The 21700-nt window shown below is 61.8% G+C and carries 22 protein-coding genes and 1 tRNA gene; 16 read left to right on the forward strand and 7 right to left on the reverse strand.

From position 1 onward, the window contains the following. Window positions 1-9: 9 nt before the first annotated feature. From CHU94_RS14300 to CHU94_RS14325, 6 genes are all read right to left on the reverse strand, one after another. Window positions 10-978, reverse strand: a complete 969-nt coding sequence (locus CHU94_RS14300) for an ABC transporter permease (RefSeq protein WP_094480940.1) — start codon at window positions 976-978, stop codon at window positions 10-12. Then, entirely contained in the window at window positions 971-2086 is a 1116-nt protein-coding gene (locus CHU94_RS14305) for an ABC transporter permease (protein WP_094480942.1), read from the reverse strand. The genes CHU94_RS14300 and CHU94_RS14305 overlap by 8 nt, the downstream gene beginning before the upstream one ends. After that, entirely contained in the window at window positions 2083-3633 is a 1551-nt protein-coding gene (locus tag CHU94_RS14310; RefSeq protein ID WP_369597399.1) for an ABC transporter ATP-binding protein, read from the reverse strand. Before CHU94_RS14310 ends, CHU94_RS14305 begins: the two co-directional genes overlap by 4 nt. Window positions 3634-3766: 133 nt before the next feature. Next, window positions 3767-4750, reverse strand: coding sequence for a BMP family protein (locus CHU94_RS14315; protein WP_255033962.1), 984 nt, complete (start codon window positions 4748-4750; stop codon window positions 3767-3769). Between the two features lie 217 nt (window positions 4751-4967). Further along, window positions 4968-5906, reverse strand: coding sequence for a pseudouridine-5'-phosphate glycosidase (locus CHU94_RS14320; protein ID WP_094480946.1), 939 nt, complete (start codon window positions 5904-5906; stop codon window positions 4968-4970). Continuing rightward, on the reverse strand, window positions 5903-6859 hold the full coding sequence (locus tag CHU94_RS14325; protein WP_176452037.1) for a PfkB family carbohydrate kinase: 957 nt from the start codon (window positions 6857-6859) through the stop codon (window positions 5903-5905). Before CHU94_RS14325 ends, CHU94_RS14320 begins: the two co-directional genes overlap by 4 nt. A gap of 95 nt (window positions 6860-6954) precedes the next feature. Here CHU94_RS14325 and CHU94_RS14330 point away from each other — a divergent pair, with 95 nt between their 5' ends. From CHU94_RS14330 to CHU94_RS14340, 3 genes are read left to right on the forward strand one after another with little or no spacing between them, the layout of a single operon-like run. Beyond that, the gene (locus CHU94_RS14330) at window positions 6955-7887 is read left to right on the forward strand and encodes a ribokinase (RefSeq protein WP_094480950.1); all 933 of its coding nucleotides are present in this window, start codon (window positions 6955-6957) and stop codon (window positions 7885-7887) included. Window positions 7888-7920: 33 nt separating this feature from the next. Continuing rightward, on the forward strand, window positions 7921-8907 hold the full coding sequence (locus CHU94_RS14335; protein ID WP_094480952.1) for a nucleoside hydrolase: 987 nt from the start codon (window positions 7921-7923) through the stop codon (window positions 8905-8907). 24 nt (window positions 8908-8931) lie between these two features. Continuing rightward, window positions 8932-9777, forward strand: a complete 846-nt coding sequence (locus tag CHU94_RS14340) for a 2OG-Fe(II) oxygenase family protein (protein WP_094480954.1) — start codon at window positions 8932-8934, stop codon at window positions 9775-9777. A 91-nt stretch (window positions 9778-9868) separates the two neighbouring features. Here CHU94_RS14340 and CHU94_RS14345 read toward each other — a convergent pair whose 3' ends face one another. Further along, complete coding sequence (locus CHU94_RS14345; protein WP_094480956.1) at window positions 9869-10786, reverse strand: HD-GYP domain-containing protein; 918 nt, start codon at window positions 10784-10786, stop codon at window positions 9869-9871. A gap of 161 nt (window positions 10787-10947) precedes the next feature. Between CHU94_RS14345 and CHU94_RS14350 the strand changes: the two genes are divergently transcribed. The 13 genes from CHU94_RS14350 to CHU94_RS14410 all read left to right on the forward strand — a co-directional run bounded on the left by CHU94_RS14350 (window position 10948) and on the right by CHU94_RS14410 (window position 21620). Then, a complete protein-coding gene (locus CHU94_RS14350; protein ID WP_094480958.1) occupies window positions 10948-11739 on the forward strand; it encodes a sulfite exporter TauE/SafE family protein in 792 nt (263 codons plus the stop codon). 2 nt (window positions 11740-11741) lie between these two features. After that, a complete protein-coding gene (locus CHU94_RS14355; protein WP_094480960.1) occupies window positions 11742-13559 on the forward strand; it encodes a nitrite/sulfite reductase in 1818 nt (605 codons plus the stop codon). Window positions 13560-13586: 27 nt separating this feature from the next. Beyond that, a complete protein-coding gene (locus CHU94_RS14360) occupies window positions 13587-13976 on the forward strand; it encodes a DUF934 domain-containing protein (protein WP_094480962.1) in 390 nt (129 codons plus the stop codon). Then, the gene (locus CHU94_RS14365) at window positions 13973-14773 is read left to right on the forward strand and encodes a phosphoadenylyl-sulfate reductase (RefSeq protein WP_094480965.1); all 801 of its coding nucleotides are present in this window, start codon (window positions 13973-13975) and stop codon (window positions 14771-14773) included. Before CHU94_RS14360 ends, CHU94_RS14365 begins: the two co-directional genes overlap by 4 nt. Next, window positions 14770-15702 (forward strand): sulfate adenylyltransferase subunit CysD, encoded by a 933-nt coding sequence (cysD, locus tag CHU94_RS14370; RefSeq protein WP_094480967.1) that lies wholly within the window; start codon window positions 14770-14772, stop codon window positions 15700-15702. Before CHU94_RS14365 ends, cysD begins: the two co-directional genes overlap by 4 nt. Next, complete coding sequence (locus tag CHU94_RS14375) at window positions 15702-17033, forward strand: sulfate adenylyltransferase subunit 1 (protein ID WP_176452038.1); 1332 nt, start codon at window positions 15702-15704, stop codon at window positions 17031-17033. The genes cysD and CHU94_RS14375 overlap by 1 nt, the downstream gene beginning before the upstream one ends. A gap of 108 nt (window positions 17034-17141) precedes the next feature. Next, window positions 17142-17471, forward strand: a complete 330-nt coding sequence (gene fdxA, locus CHU94_RS14380) for a ferredoxin FdxA (RefSeq protein ID WP_094480971.1) — start codon at window positions 17142-17144, stop codon at window positions 17469-17471. Between the two features lie 18 nt (window positions 17472-17489). Beyond that, the gene (locus CHU94_RS14385; RefSeq protein WP_094480973.1) at window positions 17490-18551 is read left to right on the forward strand and encodes an NAD(P)/FAD-dependent oxidoreductase; all 1062 of its coding nucleotides are present in this window, start codon (window positions 17490-17492) and stop codon (window positions 18549-18551) included. A gap of 69 nt (window positions 18552-18620) precedes the next feature. Next, window positions 18621-18696: transfer RNA gene (locus CHU94_RS14390), tRNA-Asn, on the forward strand. 94 nt (window positions 18697-18790) lie between these two features. Then, a complete protein-coding gene (locus CHU94_RS14395; RefSeq protein WP_094481133.1) occupies window positions 18791-19066 on the forward strand; it encodes a DnaJ domain-containing protein in 276 nt (91 codons plus the stop codon). Between the two features lie 13 nt (window positions 19067-19079). Then, complete coding sequence (locus tag CHU94_RS14400) at window positions 19080-19631, forward strand: hypothetical protein (RefSeq protein ID WP_094480975.1); 552 nt, start codon at window positions 19080-19082, stop codon at window positions 19629-19631. 16 nt (window positions 19632-19647) lie between these two features. Further along, complete coding sequence (locus tag CHU94_RS14405; RefSeq protein ID WP_094480977.1) at window positions 19648-20400, forward strand: hypothetical protein; 753 nt, start codon at window positions 19648-19650, stop codon at window positions 20398-20400. A 2-nt stretch (window positions 20401-20402) separates the two neighbouring features. Then, complete coding sequence (locus tag CHU94_RS14410) at window positions 20403-21620, forward strand: hypothetical protein (RefSeq protein WP_094480979.1); 1218 nt, start codon at window positions 20403-20405, stop codon at window positions 21618-21620. Window positions 21621-21700 lie beyond the last annotated feature (80 nt).

The following is a 21700-nucleotide window of genomic DNA, read 5'->3' on the forward strand; positions in this document are numbered from 1 at the left end:
GACCCGAGTCTAGCGCTCCTTGGTGTAAGGTTTGCCCAAAGCTTGTGGCGCCACTGCCTTGCCAATAAAGCCTGCCAGCAAGATCACAGTCAGCAGGTAAGGCAGTGCCTGGATGAACTGCACTGGCACCTCGCCCATACCGGGTATCTGAACGCCTTGCAGGCGAATGGCCGCAGCGTCCAGAAAACCAAACAGCAAGCAGGCCCAAAATGCCCCCACTGGGTGCCAACGGCCAAATATCAGCGCGGCCAAGGCCATGAAGCCACGCCCAGCCGTCATGTTGGCGGAGAAGTTGGCACTTTGGGCCAGCACCAAATAGCCGCCCGCCAAACCACACAAAATGCCATTGAGCGTGAGCGCGCTGTACCGCAAACGGGCCACGGACACGCCAGCGGCGTCCACCATCTGGGGGTTCTCGCCCACCGCCCGCAGGCGCAGGCCAAAGCGGGTGCGGAACAGCAGCCACCACGTGGCTGGGACCAGGGCAAACGCCAAGTACACCAGCGCGTTATGGCTTAACAAGCCCACGCCGATGAAGTTGCCCACCACAGGAATGGTTTCTACCGACGCCTGTAGCGCGGGAAACAAGGGCTGGATACGCACCACATCGCTCACCGGCGGGGTTTGCCCCCCCTGCTCGAACCAGGCGATGCCCAGCACCACCGTCATGCCCGCCGCAATGATGTTGATGGCCACGCCCGACACCACCTGATCGCCCTTGTGGCTCACACAGGCCAAGCCATGCATCCAGGACAAAGCCGTAGAGACCAGAATCCCCACCAAAAGCGCCAACATGGTGGACTGGTACACGGCACCACACGCACCGGCCGCGAAGGCAGCAAACAACATCTTGCCTTCCAGGCCGATGTCTACCACCCCCGAGCGCTCGGACAACAAGCCCGCCAGCGCGCACAGAATCAGCGGCGTGGACACCCGCAGGGTGGACGCCAGCATGGCGTAAATCAGGGACTCATCCATGGCGCACCCCCACCTTGAATACGCGCACCAACACCCAACCCAGGCGCGGCGCAATCACATAGGCCATGGCCCCGGAAAACAGCACGATAAATCCTTGCAACATCACGACCATCTCGCGACTAAACCCTGTTACCTCAAACGCCACTTCGGCCCCGCCCTGGAACAGCGCCCCGAACAGCACACTGGCGAACACAATACCCACAGGATGGTTGCGCCCCATCAACGCCACCGCGATGCCTGTAAAACCGGCTCCACTGACAAATTCGAGTAGCAAGCGACCATTCACGCCGGCAATCTCATTCATGCCTACCAAGCCGGCCAAGCCACCCGAGATGGCCATGGCAATCATCACTTGGTGCCGCGAGCGAATGCCCGCGTACTCGGCCGCACTGGCGCTGGAGCCCACCGCCCGCAAGTGGTAGCCCGCACGCGTGCGCCACAAGAACAAATAGACCGCCAGCGCTGCGCCCAGTGCCAAAAACAAACTCACGTTCAGGGGCGAGGCGGACCATTCGATGCCCAGCGATGCCAAAGCCTCGTGCATGGGCGGCAACTTGGCGGAGTCAGCAAATGCAGCACTCTCCACCGACATGGAGCCCGCAGGGCGCAGGTGGTTGACCAGCAGGTAAACCAGCACACTGCTGGCAATGAAGTTGAACATGATGGTGGTGATCACCACATGGCTACCACGGTAGGCCTGCAGGTACGCGGGCACCGCCGCCCACGCCGCCCCAAACAAGGCGCCCGAAAGCACCATCAGCGGCAGCATGATCCAGGCTGGCAAAGCGTGCGACAACCACAAGGCCACCAAGCCGACGCCCAGCCCACCCATAATCGCCTGGCCTTCGCCACCGATATTGAACAGGCCGCCATGGAAAGCCACCGCGACGGCCAAGCCCGTAAAAATAAACGTGGTGGCGTAGTACAGCGTGTAGCTGATGCCACGTTGTGTGCCAAATGCGCCGTGGATCAGCACCGAGATGACTTCTGCAGGGTCTTGCCCCACCAAGGCCACCACACCGGCAGCGGCCAGCAGTGCCACCATCAGACACACCGCCGGCAGCAACACCAGATCCGCCCAACGTGGCAAGGGAGTGGATGCGCTCATTGCCCGCCCCCCGTCATCAGCAAGCCCAACCCAGCCTCGGTGCAATCGGCAATCGCCAACTCCCCGGTGACCCGTCCCTGGTTCATCACTATCACCCTGTCTGACAATGCCAAAATTTCATCCAGCTCACTGGACACCACCAACACTGCGCAGCCCGCATCGCGCATCGCACGCAGCTGGCTGTAAATAAACTCAATTGCGCCGATGTCCACACCACGGGTGGGCTGGCCTACCAGCAGCACCTTGGGGGATTGCCCAATTTCACGCGCCAGCACCAGCTTTTGCTGGTTGCCGCCAGAGAACTTGCTGCTCCCCAGTTCGGGATCGCGGGGGCGCACATCAAAACGCTCCATCATCCGCGCCGTGGCCTGGCGCATGCGGCCATGGGCCATCCAGCCGTGGCTGGCGTACTCGGACAAGCCGTCGTAACCCAGCACGGCAGACTCCCAGGCCACAAAGTCCATCACCATGGCACGCGCATGCCGGTCCTCCGGGACATGGGCCAGGCCCAGGGCCCGGGCCGTACGCGGGTCCAGCCACTGGCTGGCCCCAAAACTGTGACCGCCCAGTTGCAAACTGCCTTCCTGAGGTGCCAACAGTCCGGACAACACATCCAGAAGCTCGCTTTGTCCATTGCCCGACACACCGGCCACGCCCACGATCTCTCCAGCGCGCAGCTGCAGATTCAAGCCCTGCAGGCGTACCACCTGCATGGCATCACGCACTAGCACCTCTTTGGCTTCCAGCAGCACATCCCCCACCGGGCGGGCTTGCTCGTCCACACGCCCCATCTGGACCTTGCGGCCGACCATGGCCTCAGCCAGAGTCTCGATGGAGGCCCGGGCAATCGGCAACTCCTGCACCACACGGCCACCGCGCATCACAGTGACCTGGTCGCACAGCCTCATGACTTCCTTAAGCTTGTGGGTGATCAGCAAAATAGTGGTGCCTTGCTCGCGCAATACGCGCAGCACCTTGAAGAGGTGCTCTGTCTCCTGCGGCGTCAGCACAGCGGTGGGCTCGTCCAGAATCAACACCTTGGCGCCCCGGTACAGTGCTTTCAGGATTTCCAGGCGTTGGCGGTCCCCCACGGGCAAATCGCTCACCAAAGCGTCGAGCTTGACCTGCAGCCCAGTGGCCAGCATCAGGGTCTCCAGCTTGCTGCGCACGGTGGCATCCGCCTTGTGCAGCAGCCAATGCGGTTCGGCCCCCAGCATCACGTTTTCCAGGGCCGTCAAAGTGTCCACCAGCATGAAATGCTGATGCACCATGCCAATACCCTGCGCAATGGCGTCGTCTGCGTTGCGAATCGTCACGCGACGCCCCGCCACCTCCACCGTCCCGCTGTCCGCTTGGTAGAAGCCGTACAAAATGGACATCAGGGTGCTCTTGCCAGCACCGTTTTCACCCACGATGCCATGCACCGTACCCGTGGCCACGCGCAACTCCACGTCGGCATTGGCCGCCACCGCTCCAAATCGTTTGTTGATGCCTTGCATATGGATGGCCCAGGGGCCGTCACGGGGGCTCAAGCTATCTGCACTCAAATCCTGCTCCTCTTGGGGGCTCTTGCTCTCAAGTAATCAAGTGAAAAGCCCACGGCACTGTGTGCAGCACCGCGGGCTTTTGTTTTTTCGGCTTGGGCGGGGCGCACACGGCCCCACCACAGCCTGACCTGGTTTAGAACTTACAGGCGTTGTCGGCCATGAAGTCAGCAACCTTGATCTTGCCGCTGATGATGTCGGCCTTGGCGGCTTCCACCTTCTTCTTCATGTCGGCGGTCACCAGCTTGGCGTTGTTGGCATCCACTGCGTAGTCCACACCACCCTCTTTCAGACCCAGCACGGAGATGCCAGCTTTGTGACCCTTGGCCACGTTGTACACGGCCACGTCCACGCGCTTGAGCATGGAGGTCAGCATGGTGCCGGGCTGGATGTGGTTCTGGTTGCTGTCCACACCAATGGCCAGCTTGCCGCTGTCCTTGGCAGCTTGGTACACACCAATACCGGTGCCACCCGCAGCAGCAAATACCACGTCGACGCCTTGAGAGAACTGGGCCTTGGCCAACTCACCGCCGCGTGCGGGGTCGTTCCAAGCGGCACCGGTGGTGCCGGTCATGTTGCCAATCATTTCGGCTTTGGGGTTGGCCCACATGGCACCTTGCTTGTAGCCGCACTCAAACTTGCGGATCAAGGGGATATCCATACCGCCCACGAACCCAACCTTGCCGGTCTTGCTGGCCATGGCCGCCATGGCACCCACCAGGAAACTGCCTTCCTGCTCCTTGAACACCACGGATTGCACGTTGGGGAGGTCGACCACCATGTCGATGATGGCGAATTGCAGCTTGGGGAATTCTTTGGCTACTTTTTCAATGCTGGAGGCTTGGCCAAAACCAATACCGATGATAGGGCTGGCACCACGCTCTGCCATGCGACGAATGGCTTGCTCGCGCTGCGATTCATTGGTGATTTCGAAGGACAGATACTTTTTGCCGGTCTCTTTCTTCCATTTTTCGATGCCGGTGTAGGCGGCTTCGTTGAACGACTTGTCGAACTTGCCACCCATATCGAACACCACCGCAGGGTCAGCAGCCATCGCTTGGAAGCTTGCAGCCAAGGTGGCGGCCAACAGGCTCATTTGCACAGTAGATTTGACGTTCATAACTTCTCTCAGTTCTCTATCAGGTTAAAAAAAGAAACCACTTTTACCAAAATCGGGGCGCATTGCGGGCGCCCCGAAAACTTGCACACGCCATACGCAAGGCAAACACCTCGCACTGTAGAGCAAGAATACTGACCGCTCCGAGTGTGGCCATCAGGGCTTATCCGTATATAACGCCGACGTTATACACCTGTTACGCCACCGACCATCCTCTGCGTCACGCCGCACTGTCGCGATCTAGACGCACCAGCTCCGCGCCAATGGCACTCGCCAAGCGCGCATTGTTGAGCACCAGCTGGATATTAGAGGCCAGACTGTCCCCACCGGTCAGCTCGCACACCCGTGCCAACAAAAATGGCGTGGACTCTTTGCCACCAATACCCTGCGTCTGTGCCTCCTGCAAAGCCTGCTCAATCGCGGCATCAATCGCTTCACGCTCCATGGCATACGCTTGTGGAATCGGGTTTGCAATTACCATGCCACCGGCCAGCGCCATGCGCCATTTCACGTGCAGTGCACGGGCGATCGCTTCCGGACTGTCCAGCCGGTAGTCCACCGAAAACGCACTGTCACGCGTAAAGAAGGCGGGCAAGGCATCGGTCTGGTAGCCAACGACTGGTACACCATGGGTCTCCAGATACTCCAGGGTCAAGCGCAAGTCGAGAATTGACTTGGCTCCTGCACAGACCACCGCCACCGGAGTCTGGGCCAGTTCCTGCAAATCGGCCGAGACATCAAAACTCTGTTGCGCTCCGCGGTGCACGCCGCCAATACCACCGGTGGCAAAGACTCGGATGCCAGCCATAGCGGCAATGATCATGGTAGACGCTACCGTGGTCGCGCCAGTGGCGCCAGCCGCCACGATAAAGGGGATGTCGCGCCGGCTCACTTTCACCACCTCGCGTCCGCTACGCCCCAGTTGCTCGATGTCCTGACCCGACAGGCCGGCCTTGAGCCGACCATTGACGATGGCGATGGTGGCCGGCACAGCGCCGTGGGCTCGTACCTCGGCCTCGACCTGCAGGGCGGTCTGCACGTTCTGCGGATAGGGCATGCCGTGCGAGATGATAGTGGACTCTAGCGCCACCACGGGCTGCTGTTGCGCTAGGGCGTGTTGCACCTCGGGGGCGATATCCAGATAAGGCAAAGCGTTCATAGAAGACTCGGGTTGTGCCGCACAACGGCGGCGTGACTCAATTCAGAAGAGTTGGCGAATGTACTGGAAAGTGTGATCTCTGCGCAGGACCGGCCATGGACCACGGCCTGCGACAGGGGCATCTGCTGCTGCAAACCCGCCACCACACCTGCCAACAAAGCATCACCCGCCCCGGTGGTGTTGACAACAGGAACCGGTCGGGCGGCCAAAAAGTCGCTGCTGCCATCAGCATCGCACCAGCCCACCCCTTTCGCCCCCAGACTGACCAACACTCGCGACACACCATGCCCATGCAAGGACTGCGCGGCATGCAGTGCATCTGCAGGGGTGTGCACGGCAATGCCCGTCAGCGCCTCGGCCTCCAGCCGGTTGACCTTGAGCAGATGCACAGCCGGCAGATGGGCTTGCACCCGGCTGCACTTGGCCACCGACACGGCGTCGACCACCGTGGTACGCCCCAGGGACAGGAGATAGGCGAGCGTTGCGGCCTGCAGATTGCAGTCCAGCAACAACCACTCACCAGGCGCCGGCGGCGGCAGATGTTGCGCGCAGCAGGCCGGGGTGAGCTGCTCCAGAATGGCCATGTCGTTCACGGCCAGGGCCATGTCGCCATCGGGCCCATGCATGGACAGGTAGGTGGCCGTACGCTGGCCCGGCAAGCGCAGCATGCTGCCGGTCTTCACTCCGCTGGCGGTGGTCGATGCGATCAACTGGGCGCCAAAGGCGTCGTCCCCCACCACGCTCAACAAAGACACAGGGACACCCAGGCGAGCCAAGTTTTCAGCAATATTGCGCCCTACTCCACCAGGAGCGTAGTGGATGTGCCCCGGCGTGGAGTCGCCTGGCAGCAGCGGTGCCTCGGTCTGGGCCCCCACGTCCATGTTGGCCCCCCCCACCACGGTCACGGCCAGGGGCCCTTCCATCGAACTCTGCGGGGCATCGGCAACTGGCATGGGGGAATACATTGGGGGCTATACAACGGGTCTTATTGGGAGCTGGCATTTTCGGCGTCAAAATAGACGTCCTTTTTGCACAGAAAGAAGAACTGATGATACTGGTGGCTGGTTCTGCGAATTTGGACTTTGTGGTCCGCGCCCCTCACATCCCCAGCCCAGGGGAAACGGTCTTGGGCCGTGATTTCAAAACGTTTCCTGGCGGCAAGGGCGCCAACCAGGCGGTGGCTAGTGCCCGCGCCGGTGCTGCCCCAACGCACATGCTGCTGGGTTTAGGCCAGGATGCGTTTGCCGTTCCACTCGAAAGCTCCCTACAAGGGGCCGGCGTGCAACTGCACACCGTGCGCACGCCCGATCACCCCACGGGTACCGCATTCATTTGCGTGTCTGACGACGCCGAAAATGCCATCACCGTGGCCCCAGGCGCCAATGCCGAATTGCGCCCCGAACACCTGCCCAGCCTGAAGGGCTTCACCCACCTTCTGCTGCAGCTGGAAACGCCCATGGACACGGTAAGCGCCTACGCGCGCGCCGCCCGAGCCCAAGGCGTCACAGTGGTGCTCAATGCAGCCCCGGCGCAAAACCTGCCTGCCGACTTGCTGGCCCACATCGATGTGCTGGTGGTGAACGAAGGCGAATTGGCGACCGTGTCTGGCCACGCCGGCAGCATTGCCGAGTGCCTGGAACGCATCCAGGTCCCCACCGTCGTCGTCACTCTCGGGCACCACGGCAGCTGCGCCAGCCAGCAAGGCGCTTTTACCCTGCAGGGCGCCTACCCGATCACGCCGGTCGACACCACGGGTGCAGGCGACACCTTCTGCGGCAGCCTGGTGGCGGCCTTGAGCCAGGGCAAGACCTTGGCGGACGCCTTGCAGTTTGCCAGCGCAGCCAGCGCCATTGCGTGCACCCGCTGGGGTGCCCAGTCCAGCATCCCCGAGGCAGCGGAGGTCACGGCTTTCATGGCCCAGCACCCCACCACATCGCCGCAGGCAGAACAGGCCCTGCGCGCCTTCTGCGGCCTGAGCTGATTTTTTCAACCCAATTTTTCAAGCGAGACACCTATGAGCAACACCCCCGCACGCAAAGTTATTTATGACACCGACCCTGGCGTGGATGACGCCATGGCGCTGTACTACGCGCTGGCACACCCCGGCATCGACGTGGTGGGCATCACCACAACATTTGGCAATGTGACGGTGGAGCAAGCTGCCACCAACGGCCTCTACCTGACCGAAATCGCTGGCAAGAAAATCCCGGTGACCCTGGGCGTCAAAACGCCTTGGCTCAAGGCGCCCGGCACGCCGCCCGACTTCATCCACGGCGCCGATGGCCTAGGCAACCTGCCCAGCCGCGTGCCCACCACCAGCGTGTTGGACCCCCGCCCATCCGCCCAGTTCATCGTAGACATGGCGCGCGCCCACCCCGGCGAGATCACCCTGGTGGCCGTGGGCCCACTGGGCAACCTGGCCACCGCACTCAAGCTCGAACCCAAGCTGCCCCAATTGCTGCAAGAGGTCATCATCATGGGCGGTACCGTGATGGAGCCGGGCAACGTTTCCCCGGTGGCCGAAGCCAATATCTGGAACGACCCCCACTCGGCCGACTTCGTGTTCACCGCTGGCTGGAAGCTGACCATGGTGGGCTTGGACGTGACGCACCAGCTGATCGTGCCGCTGGCGCTGTTCAAACGCGTGGCTGAGCATCACAAGCATGTCGCTACCGATGTGCTGCACCACGCAGTGAGCTTTTACGCTGATTTCTACAGCGGCATATACCCCCATGTGGCCAAGATCCACGGCTGCTTCGGCCACGATGTCCTGGCTTTTGTGGCGCTGACCAATCCCGAGCTGTTTGACATCCAGGCAGGCCGCGTTCGCGTGGCGCTGGACGGCCCTGCCAATGGGCAAACCATGATGCGTCGCCGTGACATCTTCTACCCCCAACCCGGCTGGGGCGATGAGGTCCCCGACACCCAGGTCTGCCTGAACCTGAAGGCAGAGGCCGCACTGCAGCTGATTGACAAGACCCTGATGTCGAACTGGCTGTAATTCCACACCGCTGCAAGGAACACCATGCATTTACCTGTTGTCGACTTCACCAGCCCAACCGCGCCGCAAGAGTTTTGCAAAAGCCTGCACGATACCGGCTTTGGTGTGCTGAAGAACCACCCGCTGAACCAGGACTTGGTGGAAAGCATTTACGCCGAATGGCTGGCTTTCTTCAAGACCGAGGCCAAGCACCAGTACGCCCATGACCCGGTCAAGCACGACGGCTACTTCTCGCCCAGCGTGTCCGAGACAGCCAAGAACAACACCAAAAAAGACCTCAAGGAGTTCTTTCATATCTACCCCTGGGGTCGCTATCCCGCCGAGGTGGGCAACAACGCCAAGGCGTATTACGCACAGGGCGCCAAGCTGGCCGCGACCTTGCTGGGCTGGGTGGAAGACAACTCGCCACCCGAGGTGAAGGCACGGTATTCGATGCCGCTGCCCCAGATGATCGAAGGCAGCGACCACACGCTGCTACGCGTGCTGCACTACCCGCCCCTGCGTGGCGACGAGGAACCCGGTGCCGTACGTGCCGCCGCCCATGGCGACATCAACCTGCTGACCATCCTGCCTGCGGCCACCGAGCCTGGCCTGCAGGTGCTGGGCAAGGACAACGCCTGGTTCGATGTGCCCTGCGACTTTGGCCTGCTGATCGTCAACATTGGCGACATGCTGCAAGAGGCCTCAGGCCATTACTACCCCAGCACTGTGCACCGCGTACTCAACCCCACGGGTGAAGGCGCCAAGAAATCACGCATCTCGCTGCCACTTTTCTTGCACCCGCGCCGCGAGGTGGTGCTGTCGGAGCGCTACACGGTCGAGAGCTACTTCAACGAGCGCATGGAAGAACTGCGCGGCAAGAAGTACTGAAACCGGACACGGCGACGCTTCTTTTTTGCTATCAAAAGAGAAGCTGCTTGCGCAGTATCCACGAGGCCCAAGGCCAGATTTGGCTTGAAAATCAGCCTTGGAAATGTGCCGTCTGCAGGTAGGCCGCCTTTTTGTCCAGATCGGCGTCGGTGTCCGAAAACGCGATGGCAATCGCGTGAAACGTATCTTGTAGCGCCAAAAAAGCATCCACCACATCGGGGTCAAAGTGGCGTCCCCGTGTCTGGGCAATGATGGCCACGGCATCCTCGTGCGACATGGCTGCTTTGTAGACCCGCCGGCTGATCAGCGCGTCGTACACATCCGCCACCGCCATCAGGCGGGCCGATACCGGGATCTCGTCTCCCGCCAGCCCTTGCGGGTAGCCCGTACCATCCCACTTTTCCTGGTGGGAATAGGCAATTTCCTTGGCAAAAATAAAAAAATCCAGCTCCACCCCCACCGCCTGCTCGGCCTGCACGATCGCATCGCGGCCCAAGGTGGTGTGGGTCTTCATAATTTCGAACTCTTCTTCTGTCAATTTGCCCGGCTTGAGCAACACCCGGTCAGGCAGGCACACCTTGCCGATGTCGTGCAGCGGCACCGATTTGAAAATCATGCCGATGTTTTTGGGGGTAAGCACCGCACTGAAACGCGGATGTATGGAAAGCTTGCGTGCCAATGCCCGCACATAGTGCTGGGTGCGGCGCAGGTGGTTCCCGGTGTCGGAGTCGCGGGTTTCGGCCAGTGCTGCCATGGCCAGAATGGTCACATCCTGCACGGCAGCCGTCTGCTGCGCCATGGCTGCGAATGACTGCGCATCCAGGTCCATCACGACCAACTCTGCCGGTGTGGCCGCTGCGGCCATGTCCAGAGCCTGGGTTTGGGTGGCGGCCACCTGCAACCGGTAATCAGCAGCCAGCATATCGCGCACCCGCGCCAATACCTCGGCAGACGCCACGACCACCAAGCCCGTTGGGTCCGCGGTACTGGGGACTGCATCCAAATCCATGGAGTTCTCCTTCTCGTGCGGCGCAGAGGGCCGTTGGCGGGCTGATGGTAAAGCGTCTGCTCGCTACATCCCAACATTTCGGTCTACATATTCTCAATTGGCATATAGGCATAGCTAAAAAATAGTTTTCAAGCTAAGCACGCCCGCCTACATTCGCTGCCATGCATGATGTGGCGTTTGTTTTTGCGGGCTTCTTTGTGGGCTTGATCGTGGGGCTCACCGGGGTCGGCGGTGGCTCCTTGATGACGCCCATTTTGATTTTCTTCTTTGGCGTCAAGCCCTATATGGCGGTCGGCACCGACCTGTTGTTTGCGGCGTTTACCAAAATGGGCGGCACCATCAAGCTGGCACGCTCCAAACACATCGACTGGCGTGTGGTCCTCAATTTGTCGGCGGGCAGCATCCCGGCCGCACTGATCACCCTCTATGTCTTGCACACCCTGGGCGCTACCAGCCCGGAGGTGCAACGCCTGATGACCACCACCTTGGGCGGTGCGCTGCTGATGACGGCGGCCGCCACGCTCTACAAGGCCCTACGTGGCAAAACCGCCCCCACCGCGGTTGCGGCCGGCCAGGAGGCTGCGGCCGCCCGTCCCCGCCACTGGAGCCTGCCGCTGCTGTTTGGGGCGCTCATCGGTACGCTGGTTACACTCACGTCCGTCGGTGCGGGTGCCATTGGCGTGACCGTGCTGATGCTGCTCTATCCCCTGCTCCCCTTGCCGCGCATCGTGGCAGCGGACATTGCCTACGCCGTCCCCCTGACATTGGTGGCCGGCATGGGCCATGCGTCGCTGGGGTCGGTGGACTGGCCCATGCTGGCCAAGCTGCTGGCGGGCTCCATTCCGGGCATCTGGGTGGGCTCCCACCTGATGTTCAAAACGCCCGAGCGCGTCATTCGTTCTTTGCTTTCCCTTCTTCTTGCCTACGCGGGCCTGAAACTCATCGCACTCTGACCATGTACCAATACACCGAATTTGACCGCCAGTTCGTCCGTGCCCGTGCCGCCCAGCACCGCGACCAGCTGGAACGCAACCTGGCCGGCACGCTGAGCGACGACGAATTCCGCCCCCTGCGCCTGCAAAACGGCTGGTACATCCAGCGCTACGCGCCCATGCTGCGCGTGGCCGTGCCGTATGGCGAGCTCTCCAGCGCCCAGTTGCGTGTCCTGGCCCGCATCGCCCGGGAATACGACCACCCCAGCAAAGAGGTGTTCGACAAGGCCATCGGCACCCAGGCCACCTGGGGCACCACCCACCTGCCCGTGGGCTACGGTCACTTCACCACCCGCCAGAACGTGCAGTTCAACTGGATTCCCCTGGTCAAGAGCGCCGACGTGATGGACCTGCTGGCCACCGTAAACATGCACGGCATCCAAACCAGCGGCAATTGCATCCGCAACATCACCAGCGACGAGCTGGCCGGCGTGGCGCCGGACGAGATTGCCGATCCGCGCCCCTTTGCCGAAATCATGCGCCAGTGGAGCACGCTGCACCCAGAGTTCGCCTTCTTGCCGCGCAAGTTCAAGATCGCCATCACCGGCGCCACGGAAGATCGCGCCGCCGTGAGCTGGCATGACGTGGGCCTGCACCTCATCAAGAACGACGCCGGCGAGCTGGGCTTCAAGGTGCTGGTGGGCGGTGGCATGGGCCGCACGCCCATCACCGGCACCGTGATCCGTGAGTTCCTGCCCTGGAACCAGATCATGAATTACCTGGAAGCCGTGGTGCGTGTCTACAACCGCTGGGGCCGCCGCGACAACCTCTACAAGGCCCGCATCAAGATCCTGGTGAAGGCCGAGGGCCAGCGCTATGTGGACGAAGTCGAAGCCGAGTACCAGGAAATCCTGACCCGCGACGGCGCCCCCCACACCATCCCGCAGGCCGAACTGGACCGCGTTACAGCATGTTTTGTGCCTCCAGCCCTCGTAGAACGTGCGCAAGCAGCTACCAAAACTGTAGCAATTCCGCCCGAACGCCAAAAGGACTACGACCGCTGGCTCCAACAGAACGTGGCTCTGCACAAGAACCCCGCGCTGCGCTGCGTCACCCTGTCCTACAAGCGCCTAGGCCAGGCCCCTGGCGACGCGGACGCTGACCAACTGGACACCGCAGCCGCCCTGGCCGACGAGTTCAGCGCCGGTGAAGTGCGCGTGACGCATGACCAGAACCTGCTGCTGCCCTGGGTGCGCGCGGAAGATCTGCCCGCCCTGTGGGTGGCCGCCAGCCACGCCGGTTTGGCGCGCAGCAATGTGCGCCTGCTGACCGACATGATTGCCTGCCCCGGCGGTGACTTCTGTGCGCTGGCCAATGCGCGCTCCATCCCGATTGCCGCTGCCATCACCGAGCGCTACCAGGACATGGACGAGTTGCACGACCTGGGCGAGATCGACCTGCACATCAGCGGCTGCATCAACAGCTGCGGCCACCACCACAGCGGCCACATCGGCATCCTGGGCGTCGACAAGGACGGCAAGGAGTGGTACCAGGTCTCCCTGGGCGGCTCGGACGGCTCCGCGCTGAGTGGTGCCGCCGTCGCTGGCAAGGTGGTGGGCCCGTCCTTCACCGCGCTGGAAGTGCCCGGCGTCATCGAAGCCCTGCTCGACACCTTCCGCCAGCACCGTTTGGGTAGCGAAACCTTTATCGACTGCGTGAAGCGCGTGGGCTTCGATACCTTCAAGGCGGCCGCCAACAGCGCCCGCCTGGCCGACAAGAAAGAAGACCTGCACGCCATGCCCAAGGCCGACGGATACGCCAAAGACGCACAAGAAGCCTGAGCCCCGGACGCAGAAAGAGAGAACACTATGAAATTAATAGCTGCTAGCGCACATTCCACCGGGGCTGAAGGCGAGAAAGTCCTTGAAGTTGCGAATACTGATGACCCCCGCACGCTGGACCTGACGGGCGTGACCCGCATCGACCTGCACTTCCCCAAGTTCACCGACGGACGCGCCTACAGCCAGGCCTTTCTGTTGCGCCGCCGCCTGGGCTTCACCGGAGAGATCCGCGCCACGGGCGACGTGCTGATCGACCAGCTGGTGCAAATGGAACGCACCGGCTTTGACGTGGCCGTCCTGCGTGCCGACCAGAACATCGACTTCGCCCAGCGCCAGTTTGACCGCTACCGCGGCTTCTACCAGGGCGATGCGGTCACCGTGCAACCTGTGTTCGCCCGAGAAGGGGCGGCCGCATGAGCGCAGAAACCTCCTCCCTGAGCGGCCGCTTTGCGCCCCAGGCCCAGCCGGCTGGCAGCGCCATCGCACGGAATGCGGCTCCCTCGGGCGACTACATCATCAAGCTGGCAGAGGCCCAGGCCGTTCTGTCGCAAGCTGCGGCGCAGTTTGCCGGTGAGGACAGTGGCACCGCCAAGGTGACTCAGGCCTCCAGCTTGGGCGCTGAAGACGTGGTGATCAGCCACCTCATCAACAGCCTGAAGCTGGACATCGGCATCTTTGTGCTGGAAACCGGCCGCCTGCACCAGGAAACGCTGGACCTGCTGGAGCGCTTCAAGGCGTCCAGCCGTGCTGCAGTCACCGTCTACACACCGGTGCAGGAATCCGTGATCGCGTTTGTGGACCGCGAAGGCAAGGATGCGATGTACAAAAGCATTGACCTGCGCAAGGCCTGCTGCGGCATCCGCAAGATGGAACCACTGGACCGCGCCCTCAAGGGCAAGGACGCCTGGATCACCGGCCTGCGCCGGGAACAATCAGGGGCACGCGCCGAGGTTCCGCTGGTGGACACCAGTGAAAAGCGCACCAAGATCAACCCCCTGGCCAATTGGACCTGGGGCGATGTCTGGCACTACATCCAAACGAACAAGCTGGACTACAACCCGTTGCACGACCAGTTTTTCCCCAGCATTGGCTGCGAGCCCTGCACACGCGCCATCAGCCTGGGTGAAGACTTCCGCTCCGGCCGCTGGTGGTGGGAAGACGAAGCCGCCAAGGAATGCGGCCTGCATGTGAAACACGAAGAAGCCAAAGCATGAACGCCATGACAGACACCTCCCATTTCGACCGCCTCTCGAACCAGCACCTGGACGCGCTGGAAGAAGAGACGATCTTCATCCTGCGCGAAGTCGCAGCCGCCTTCGAGCGCCCCGCCCTGCTGTTCTCGGGCGGCAAGGACTCGCTGGTCATGCTCAAGTGCGCCGAGAAGGCGTTCGGCGTCGGCCGCATCCCCTACCCGCTGCTGATGATCGATACCGGCCACAACTTCCATGAAGTGACCGACTTCCGCGACTTCCGCGCCAAGGAACTGGGGGCTGAACTGATCGTGCGCAGCGTGGAAGACTCCATGGCCCGCGGCACCGTGCGCCTGGCCCACCCCGGCGAGAGCCGCAATGTGCACCAGTCAGTCACGCTGCTCGAAGCCATCGACGAGTTCCGCTTTGACGCGCTGATTGGCGGTGCCCGCCGCGACGAGGAAAAAGCCCGCGCCAAAGAGCGCATCTTCAGCCACCGTGACAGCTTTGGACAATGGCAACCCAAGGCCCAGCGCCCCGAGCTGTGGACGCTGTTCAACACCCGCCTTCAACCCGGCGAACACTTCCGCGTGTTCCCCATCAGCAACTGGACGGAGCTGGACGTGTGGCAGTACATCGAGCGCGAAAAGATCGCCCTGCCCAGCCTGTACTACACGCACAAGCGTGATGTGGTCGAGCGCAAGGGCCTCCTGGTGCCGGTGACCGACCTGACCCCCGCCAAAGAGGGCGAAACCATTGAAAGCCGCGACGTGCGCTTCCGCACCGTGGGCGACATCACCTGCACCTGCCCGGTGGAAAGCTTGGCCGCCACCGCTGCTGATATCGTGATCGAAACACTGCAGGCGGACGTGAGCGAGCGCGGCGCCACCCGCATGGACGACAAGACTTCTGAGGCTTCCATGGAGAAGCGTAAAAAGGACGGATACTTCTGATGACCGCTACGAATACGATAGCAGCCCCCGCACAATCCACAGCGGCTGGCAGCACAAATGACACCTCATCTGCCCTGCGCTTCATCACTTGCGGCAGTGTGGACGATGGCAAAAGCACGCTGATCGGCCGCTTGCTGGTGGACAGCCGCTCGGTGCTGCAAGACCAGCTGGCCAACGTCTCCAAGAGCGGCGAGGCCGACCTAGCGTTGTTCACCGACGGCCTCTCCGCCGAGCGCGAGCAAGGCATCACCATCGACGTGGCCTACCGCTACTTCGCCACGCCCGCGCGCAAGTTCATCATCGGCGACGCGCCCGGCCATGAGCAGTACACCCGTAATATGGTGACTGCCGCCAGCAGCGCCCACGCCGCAGTAGTGCTGGTGGACGCCACCAAACTCAAGTGGAATGTGGATGGACTGGTGGACCTGCTGCCGCAGACACGCCGCCACAGCCTGCTGGTCAACCTGCTGCGCGTGCCCGGCATCATCTTCGCGGTGAACAAGCTGGACGCCCTGGGTGACGACGCTGCCAAGGCCTTCGCCAAGATCACCGAGGCGCTGCAGGCCTTTGCCGCGCAAGCGGGCATTGCCATCACCGCCACCATCCCCATGTCTGCGCTCAAGGGCCACAACGTGGTCACGGCCAACCCTGGCTGGTGCGGCTACACCGGCCCCAGCCTGCTGGCGCTGCTGGAAACCCTGCCCGTAACGGCAGCAGAGACCAACGTCCCCTTCGCCTTCCCCGTGCAGTGGGTCGAGAAATTCCACGACTCCGCCGACACCAGCAAGGGCCGCCGTGTGTTCTGGGGCCGTGTAGCCACAGGCACCGTGCAACCCGGTGACACCGTCTCCATCCTGCCCAGCGGCAAAACTGCCGTGGTCGCCCAGGTGCTGAACCACGCCCGCGTGCCCAAGGACCTGGGCGCAGGCCACGGTGCCGGCCTGGTGCTGGACCGCGAGGTCGACGTGTCCCGTGGCGACTGGATTCTGGCCTCCAACGACGCGCCCAGCCACTTTGAGACCACCCGCGAGATCAAGGCCACCGTGGCCTGGATGGACGACGAGCCACTGGTCGCCGGCCGCGTGTACCTGGCGCTGCATGGGCACCGCTGGATCAAGGCCAAGGTCAAGCGCATCGTGCACAGCCTGGATATCAACACGCTGGCCGAACACGACGCCGGCGAGATCCTGCCCAACGCGATTGGCCACATCGAAGTGTCCTTGCAGGAGCCGATTGCAGCCCTGCCCTATGCCCAAAGCCGGGTGCTGGGCTCGCTGATTCTGGTGGACACGGCCAGCCACAAGACCTCGGGCGCACTGCTGCTGGGTTGACGCAACGCAAAGGAGTCGCCCCTGTTTACAGGTGCGACTTCAAAACCCAATAAAATCAAGGGCTTGGCACTTTGCTGCCACATTTACTACTACTAGCCGCCAAATAACATGACACACATCGTCACCGAAGCCTGTATCAAGTGCAAATACACCGACTGCGTGGACGTGTGCCCCGTGGATTGCTTCCGCGAAGGCCCCAACTTTCTGACCATCGACCCCGATGAGTGCATCGACTGTGCCGTCTGCATCCCCGAGTGCCCGGTCAACGCCATCTACGCCGAAGAAGACGCCCCCAAAGACCAGCAGCACATGATCCAACTCAACGCAGACCTGGCCAAGCTGCCCGGCTGGAAGAGCATCACCAAGCGCAAGGCGCCTCTGCCTGAAGCCGAAGAGTGGAAAGACAAGACCGGCAAGCTGTCGGAACTGTTGCGCTGATTGCGCCGGACGCGCGGCATGGCGGCCCCCGTCATTGAAGCTGATGCCGTCGTCATCGGAGCAGGGCCGGTGGGCCTATTTCAGGTCTTCCAGCTCGGCCTACTCGACGTTCGCACCCATGTGATCGACGCCCTGCCCTATGCGGGTGGCCAGTGCGTCGAGCTCTACGCCGACAAACCCATTTACGACATCCCCGCCGTACCGGTCACCACGGGCCGCGGCCTCATCGAGAGCCTGCTGCAACAAATTGCGCCCTTTGGCGCACAGATGCATCTGGCGCAGCAGGTGGCCACACTCCAGCAGCAGGGCGATGGCCGCTTTGCACTACAGACCACGCGCGGGCAAGGCTTTCTTGCCAAGACTGTTTTCATTGCCGCAGGTGTCGGGGCTTTTGTGCCACGCAGCCTGGCCGTGGAAGGTGCCACCGCATTCGAAGGCCGCCAACTGCACTACCACATGCCAGCGCTGGATAGCTTGGCCAAGCGGCATGTCGTGGTGCATGGTGGCGGGGATGCGGCACTGGAGTGCGTTCTGCAACTCCTAGCACCCGACAACCACCACCGCCCGGCTTCGGTCACGCTGCTGCACCGGCGCGATGTGTTCCTAGCCCAAGCAGACACCATCGCTCGCGTCCAAGCGCTGCGTGCCAGCGGCGTGCTGCGCTTTGTGGCTGCCCAGATCACCGGCCTGCAAGCACAGGGGGACCAGCTGCAGGCACTGAACATTCTCGATGCCGACGGCGACACGCACGCCCTGCCTTTGGACCTACTGCTGGTATTTCTGGGCGTCTCACCCAAACTGGGCCCGGTGGCCGATTGGGGCTTGGCGATGGAACGCAAACAACTGGAGGTCAACACCGAGACCTTTGGCACCAGCGTGCCCGGCATTTTTGCTGTAGGGGACATAAATAATTACCCCGGCAAGAAGAAATTGATTTTGTGCGGCTTCCATGAAGCTACACTCGCTGCCTACGGCGCCATGCTCTTCATCTCTCCAGAGAAGAAAGTCATGTTGCAATACACCACCACGAGTCCGCGCTTGCATGCGCTGCTCGGTGTGCAGACGCCGGAAAAAAAATAGCCTGATTTTAAAAAAATTAGCGTGTTTTCCAAATCACCGAAAAAACCACGCTATAATCTGAGGCTTCATTCCTCAATAGCTCAGTCGGTAGAGCGCCGGACTGTTAATCCGTAGGTCCCTGGTTCGAGCCCAGGTTGAGGAGCCAAAAAATCCCGCAAGGGTGCAAAAAACCCTGCTACTTTTTCAGTAGCGGGGTTTTTTCTTTGTCCGCCACAATGCGCTTCCATGAAAGCCGCTGCATGAAAGACCACTACGCTGCCCTCGGGCTCAACAGCGCTGCCACGCTGGCCGATATCAAGAAGGCATTCCGCCAAAAGGCTGCGCTGTACCACCCGGACCGCAACCCGGCTGCGGATGCGGCTCTGCGCTTTCGTGAAGTGCAAGAAGCCTATGACACGCTGTCGGATGACAGCAAACGCCAGGCCTACGACGACAACCGCCGCCGTGGCCTGCTGGACAGCCCGATCGACACCGCACGTGAGATCTGGAACACCTACTTCACCCGCATTCTTTGAGCACACAATCCGCATGAGCATTTCTCCGTTTTTCCAGCACCTGCGTAGCGCCTACGAGGCCGAGATCGATGACCTGGCCTCCGACTCCGAGGGCAAGCACATGCTGCCCAAAAAGCTGGCTGAGCGCCGCAAGGAACTGGGCTTCTTGCTCAGCATGCTGGAGCTGAGTCCTGAGATGGTGGCCGTGGTGTTTCACCAGTCCTTTCGCTTCAAGTCCACAGCAGCCATGAACCACCTGCTCTCCCACGAATCGGAAGACCTGCCCGATTGGGACAGTGTCTGCGACACAGTGGAAGTACTACCGGCAGCCCGCCCCTTGGTCAGCCAGGTGTTGCAGCAGCCGGCTGGCGCTTGGTTCATGTCGGTGGCGGCGGCGCTGGAGTACATGTACGGTCGCCCTGACAGCCGAACGGCAGCGCACAGCGAGGACGACGATGACCATGAAGACTCGGACGTTGACCATCAAGATGAAGAGGGCTTGGACGAAGACGAACGCGAAGCCCGTGTGCGCGAGGAAGAAGGCGCCGCCTGGATGGTGGAACAAGGCTTTGACCACAAAGACTGATTGAGCTGAGAACACGATGTCCCAACTTGCCCTGATTGAAAAAACCCAAGCCCTCATCGCCGCCGGCGACATCGTGGGCGCCGAATCCGTGCTTACCGAACTGGCCGATAGCGAGGGTGATGGCGCCCTGATGGTGGTGCTGGAGCAGCTGCCCCCCAAGGACATCCTGGCCGTGATCCGCGAGTACGACGATTCCAAGGAATCCATCGTCAACCTGCTGATCACGCCCCAGCAGTTTGCCCATGCGGTGGTCATCGAAAAGCAATACAAGGACCTGACCCGCACCCATCTGCGCGGCATGATGAACTCGGTCATCTTTCGCGATGATTCGGCCGACGCCATCGAATTTCTGACCGCCATTGGCGACTTGGAGGGCGGCAGCGAAGCGCTGGCCGACTACTTCACCGAAAAGTGGAGCCGCGTGGAAGCTTTTGCACGCAGCGGTGTCTTTGACACGGTCGAAGATGACGGCGAAATGTTGTCCGAGCAGGCGCTGTACCAGTCTGCCTACGTGCGCCCGCGCGTGGATCTGGACGAAGTCGCCGACCAGGACTGGATGCAGATGGCCTGGACCCTGCGCCATGAGCTGCCCGACCTTTTCATCGAAATGCTGCTGGTGCTGCGCGCCAAGGCGCGCGCGCATGATCTGGGTCTGGACGAAGAGGAAGAGACCGAGGAAGACGATGGCAAAGTGGAGACCGGTGACACCGACCGGGGCAAAGCCACACCGGCCGCCCGCGAAGACGACGACGAAGAATCTGCCATCTGACCATGTCTGCTGCACCACAAGCTGTTTCCCTGTACGACGCCCGCCCCTTCTTTGAGAAGGCGCTGGCCTATGGAGTGCAGCACGGATTGATCGATGCAGCCAAACGTGAGGCCATGTGCACCGAGGCCCCCAAAGGCATAGTGCAGATTGCGCGCTACTTCGGCACCGAGTTCCTCCGCCCGGAACTCGAGATTGCGCGCGACCGCATGGTCAACCTTGTGAGCTTGTATTTGGAACATAGTAGTGGCGGCGACCTCCAGCGCGCCGCCGAGTCGTTGCGCGACCACAGCTTCCTCTCACGCTCCAAGGGCGGCTCTGACATGCTCAAAGCCCTGATTGCCATGCCGCAGACCACACACTTCGGCATGAACGAGCGCAGTGGCTTCCGCGACGAGCACATTCCCCTGCTGGCCAAATGGGCGCTGCGCAGCCTGCCCGACTACCAGGCCGAGCTAGCCAGCCGCAGCCGTGTTGCAGCCGTGGTGGATGCCGCCATCTGGATGGCGCAGCAGCTGGGGGTAGACGAAGACGCGCTGGAAGAAGCCGGCAAGGATGCGGAGGCAGTGATTCGCACCAGCCTGCTGGCCATGGCGCTCAAACGCACCGAGATGCCCGACTGGGTGCTGTTCGAAAAAATGGTGCTGGCCTTGCGCAAAAAGTTTGTGGGCCAGACTGAGAAGTTCAAGATCCCGCTGCCCAAAGCGCTGCCGGCCGAATACACAGAGGTGGTGGAAGCCGTGCGCCAGTCCCTCCTGCAGGATGCGCCCAAATGGCTGGAGTCCACCGTTCCCGCGCGCAAACTGTTTGACCAGACCCCGGCTTTCATGGGTCGCTATTTCTGGCTCGAAGATGCGCTGGCCGAAGTGGACCACTTTGAGCGCGCCACCAGCAAGGCGTGGGAAAAGGCGACAGGCGGCAACGACGATGAAAGCTCGCTGCTGACCCTGTTCCTGTGTATGGCAGCAGGCAGCACCCCCAAAACCTTGCTCACAGAAAAGGCGGCCGCCACCCTGGTGCGCAAGATACGCAAATCTGGTCTCCAGCCTGAACTGCCGCGTCAGTTCATTGCGGAGCATGCACCGGTCCAGCACCAGGACGATTTCGCGAGTTTGTGGGACAACTTCATCGAGGACGCACGGCCTACGCTGGAGAGTGACCACGACTACACGTTCAACGATGCGGTGGCTTTGTTGCGGCGGGAATGCAATATCGGGGCTTGATGGGGTTTCTTCTTCAGCTGTTTTTTGCTGTTGTTGCATCGCTTTTTTAACACCCACTCCCCCAGCCCCTCGCCCCGTCG

The organism is Rhodoferax sp. TH121 (assembly GCF_002251855.1).
Taxonomy (GTDB): domain Bacteria; phylum Pseudomonadota; class Gammaproteobacteria; order Burkholderiales; family Burkholderiaceae_C; genus Allorhodoferax.

Bases quoted from the DNA above. Each gene is read 5' to 3' on its own strand.
- CHU94_RS14300 (WP_094480940.1), bottom strand. From the start codon at position 978: ATGGATGAGTCCCTGATTTACGCCATGCTGGCGTCCACCCTGCGGGTG.
- CHU94_RS14305 (WP_094480942.1), bottom strand. From the start codon at position 2,086: ATGAGCGCATCCACTCCCTTGCCACGTTGGGCGGATCTGGTGTTGCTG.
- CHU94_RS14315 (WP_255033962.1), bottom strand. From the start codon at position 4,750: ATGAACGTCAAATCTACTGTGCAAATGAGCCTGTTGGCCGCCACCTTG.
- CHU94_RS14320 (WP_094480946.1), bottom strand. From the start codon at position 5,906: ATGAACGCTTTGCCTTATCTGGATATCGCCCCCGAGGTGCAACACGCC.
- CHU94_RS14325 (WP_176452037.1), bottom strand. From the start codon at position 6,859: ATGCCAGTTGCCGATGCCCCGCAGAGTTCGATGGAAGGGCCCCTGGCC.
- CHU94_RS14330 (WP_094480950.1), top strand. From the start codon at position 6,955: ATGATACTGGTGGCTGGTTCTGCGAATTTGGACTTTGTGGTCCGCGCC.
- CHU94_RS14335 (WP_094480952.1), top strand. From the start codon at position 7,921: ATGAGCAACACCCCCGCACGCAAAGTTATTTATGACACCGACCCTGGC.
- CHU94_RS14340 (WP_094480954.1), top strand. From the start codon at position 8,932: ATGCATTTACCTGTTGTCGACTTCACCAGCCCAACCGCGCCGCAAGAG.
- CHU94_RS14345 (WP_094480956.1), bottom strand. From the start codon at position 10,786: ATGGATTTGGATGCAGTCCCCAGTACCGCGGACCCAACGGGCTTGGTG.
- CHU94_RS14350 (WP_094480958.1), top strand. From the start codon at position 10,948: ATGCATGATGTGGCGTTTGTTTTTGCGGGCTTCTTTGTGGGCTTGATC.
- CHU94_RS14355 (WP_094480960.1), top strand. From the start codon at position 11,742: ATGTACCAATACACCGAATTTGACCGCCAGTTCGTCCGTGCCCGTGCC.
- CHU94_RS14360 (WP_094480962.1), top strand. From the start codon at position 13,587: ATGAAATTAATAGCTGCTAGCGCACATTCCACCGGGGCTGAAGGCGAG.
- CHU94_RS14365 (WP_094480965.1), top strand. From the start codon at position 13,973: ATGAGCGCAGAAACCTCCTCCCTGAGCGGCCGCTTTGCGCCCCAGGCC.
- cysD (WP_094480967.1), top strand. From the start codon at position 14,770: ATGAACGCCATGACAGACACCTCCCATTTCGACCGCCTCTCGAACCAG.
- CHU94_RS14375 (WP_176452038.1), top strand. From the start codon at position 15,702: ATGACCGCTACGAATACGATAGCAGCCCCCGCACAATCCACAGCGGCT.
- fdxA (WP_094480971.1), top strand. From the start codon at position 17,142: ATGACACACATCGTCACCGAAGCCTGTATCAAGTGCAAATACACCGAC.
- CHU94_RS14385 (WP_094480973.1), top strand. From the start codon at position 17,490: ATGGCGGCCCCCGTCATTGAAGCTGATGCCGTCGTCATCGGAGCAGGG.
- CHU94_RS14395 (WP_094481133.1), top strand. From the start codon at position 18,791: ATGAAAGACCACTACGCTGCCCTCGGGCTCAACAGCGCTGCCACGCTG.
- CHU94_RS14400 (WP_094480975.1), top strand. From the start codon at position 19,080: ATGAGCATTTCTCCGTTTTTCCAGCACCTGCGTAGCGCCTACGAGGCC.
- CHU94_RS14405 (WP_094480977.1), top strand. From the start codon at position 19,648: ATGTCCCAACTTGCCCTGATTGAAAAAACCCAAGCCCTCATCGCCGCC.
- CHU94_RS14410 (WP_094480979.1), top strand. From the start codon at position 20,403: ATGTCTGCTGCACCACAAGCTGTTTCCCTGTACGACGCCCGCCCCTTC.